The sequence below is a fragment of the Streptomyces sp. NPDC048734 genome (assembly GCF_043198675.1).
Taxonomy (GTDB): Bacteria; Actinomycetota; Actinomycetes; order Streptomycetales; family Streptomycetaceae; genus Streptomyces.
In genome coordinates, this window is sequence record NZ_JBICUZ010000001.1 from 302,371 (window position 1) to 304,743 (window position 2,373).

Consider the following 2,373-nt stretch of genomic DNA (forward strand, 5'->3'; position numbering starts at 1 on the left):
CCCGCCCCGACGGCTCCACCGACGAGACCTCCGGCCCCCTCGCCGCCGCCCCCCCCACCCCCCCCCGCCCCCCCGGCACCCCCCCCCCCCCCCCCCCCCGGCCCCCGCGCCCCCCCCCCCCCCCCCCCCCCCCCCCCCCCCCCCCCCCCCCCGCGCGGGTGTCAGTCGTCGCTGTTCGCGGACAGGATCGACACGTCCTCCAGGAGGTGGGCCAGCGCACCGTCGCGCTTGGCCTGGGTGGAGTTCTCGGCGCACTGCTGCGTCAGGTCGTCCGACAGGATCGGGATGTTCTGGACCGGGACGAGGTTGACGACGGCGACGGGAATGTCGTTCACGGCGATGCAGGGCTTGTTGAACGAGCCCTGGATGAGCGCCATCTGCGGGCTCATGTTCCCGTACGTGGCGGAGTTGCCGTAGCTCTGTGTCGCGCCGTTGCCGTTCGCCAGCGTGGGGCCGCTGTCGTCGCCGATCGCCAGAGCCTGCGGAGCGGCGGCGGCGGAGACTCCCATGACGGAAGCGGCGATTGCCGTGGTGGCAAGAACCTTCTTGAACACTGGCCTGTCCTTTCTGCGGAAACCCCGTCCACCGGAGCCTCCTGGTCAACTCCGGACAGGCGAACCGGTTTCTCCCGTTCACCCGGTTGGCTCATGCCCGCGGGCGGCGGGTGGTCCGTTCCCGGTCGATTCCACGGCTTTGCGGCCAACCGGGTGAACCCCCGCAACCAAAACCACCGAGCTGGGTTGATCTCGCCGTAGGACAGTGCGTCGCTACGAGGAAAGGAACGCGAAGTGCTCAAGAAGGCAATGGTCGCTGCGGCGGCCGCCGCTTCTGTCATCGGTATGTCGGTTGCGGCCGCTCCCCAGGCTCTTGCCACGGGTGACGACTCGGGACCCACCGTGTCCAACGGCAACGGAGGCTCGTCGGCGTTCGGCAACTCGTCCACCAAGGGCGACATGAGCCCCCAGCTCTCGCTGGTCGACGGCTCGCTCAACAAGCCCTGTGCGGCCCTCGACGACATCAACGTCGCCGTCGTCAACCTCGTCCCGATCCAGGATGTCCCGATCCTGTCGGACGACCTGACGCAGCAGTGCTCCGACAACTCCACCCAGGCCAAGCGCGACGGTGCCCTGTCGCACATCCTGGAGGACCTGTCGGTCCTGTCGGCGAACGGCGGCTGAGACCGAGTCGTCCCGCGCGCGGCCCGCTGAGCTCGTTGCGGGCCGCGCGCTCGCGTCCGGCGCGACGCGCGCGGGGCGAAGGGATCGGCGCGGTTGCCCCCACCGGGGGAGTGGCGCGTCTCGGAGTGAGGCATTCGCGTGAATTCGTCGTGCTGTGGGTTCCGTGGTCGCCCCGGTCGTCAATTCCTCGTGTGCAGGCTGTGGTCATGGTGCGGGCCGTCCCCGTTGTGCTCGCTCGGTTCCGACCGTCATCCAGGCGTGACCGCAGAGAAGGGAAAATCATGAAGAAGACCGCTGCTGTCGTCGCAGGTCTGGTTCTGGCCCTCGGCGGGGCCGCCCCCGCTTTCGCCGACTCCGGTGCCAACGGCGCGGCCGTCGGCTCCGGTGGTGTCCTCTCCGGCAACGTCGTCCAGGTGCCGATCCACATTCCGGTCAACGTCTGCGGCAACACCGTCAACGTCATCGGCCTGCTGAACCCGGCGGCCGGCAACGTCTGCGTCAACGACTGACCGAAAGCCCTGCCGGCCGTCTGGCCGGATCGAGGCCGGCCCCGGACACCGAGTGGTACGTCCAGGGCCGGCTTTTCCCACTTCTTCAAGCAGGAAGACCACGAGATTGCGACAGACCCTGAGCAGGGCGATGGTCGCGGCCGCCGCCGCGACGAGCATTCTGTCCCTGTACGGAGGTTCCGCCCTGGCCGACTCGCACGCGGGCGGCATCGCCAGGAACTCGCCCGGAGCAGTGTCGGGCACCAGCGCCGAGGTCCCGCTGACGGTCCCGGCGAACGCCTGCGGCGACTCGGCCGACGTCGCCGCCGCCCTGACCCCGCCCTCCGGCGACTCCTGTGCGAACACCCCCGGTGACACGGAGAAGGACCGCTCCCACGAGACATCGTCGTCCGGTGACGGGGGGCGGGGGTATGGCGGTTCTGAGTCCGGTGAGGAGGAGCCGGGCTACGGTGACTCTCAGTCCGGTGAGGAGGAGCCGGGCTACGGCGGTTCTGAGTCCGGTGACGGGGAGCCGGGTTATGGCGGCTCTCAGTCCGGTGACACGGAGAAGGACCGCTCCCACGAGACATCGTCGTCCGGTGACGGGGAGCGGGGGTATGGCGGTTCTGAGTCCGGTGAGGAGGAGCCGGGCTACGGTGACTCTCAGTCCGGTGAGGAGGAGCCGGGCTACGGCGGTTCTGAGTCCG

The 2,373-nt window shown here is 69.8% G+C and carries 4 protein-coding genes; 3 read left to right on the forward strand and 1 reads right to left on the reverse strand.

Features of this window, described 5'->3' with window-relative positions; all coding sequences use genetic code 11:
- Nucleotides 1-161 precede the first annotated feature (161 nt).
- Nucleotides 162-554 (reverse strand): rodlin, encoded by a 393-nt coding sequence (locus tag ACGFQC_RS01345; RefSeq protein ID WP_363088349.1) that lies wholly within the window; start codon nucleotides 552-554, stop codon nucleotides 162-164.
- A 234-nt stretch (nucleotides 555-788) separates the two neighbouring features.
- Between ACGFQC_RS01345 and ACGFQC_RS01350 the strand changes: the two genes are divergently transcribed.
- The 3 genes from ACGFQC_RS01350 to ACGFQC_RS01360 form a co-directional block, all read left to right on the forward strand.
- On the forward strand, nucleotides 789-1,178 hold the full coding sequence (locus tag ACGFQC_RS01350; protein ID WP_363088348.1) for a rodlin: 390 nt from the start codon (nucleotides 789-791) through the stop codon (nucleotides 1,176-1,178).
- A gap of 281 nt (nucleotides 1,179-1,459) precedes the next feature.
- Nucleotides 1,460-1,687, forward strand: coding sequence for a chaplin (locus ACGFQC_RS01355; protein ID WP_363088347.1), 228 nt, complete (start codon nucleotides 1,460-1,462; stop codon nucleotides 1,685-1,687).
- Between the two features lie 106 nt (nucleotides 1,688-1,793).
- A partial coding sequence (locus tag ACGFQC_RS01360; RefSeq protein ID WP_393287478.1) for a chaplin family protein occupies nucleotides 1,794-2,373 on the forward strand: 580 nt, incomplete at its 3' end.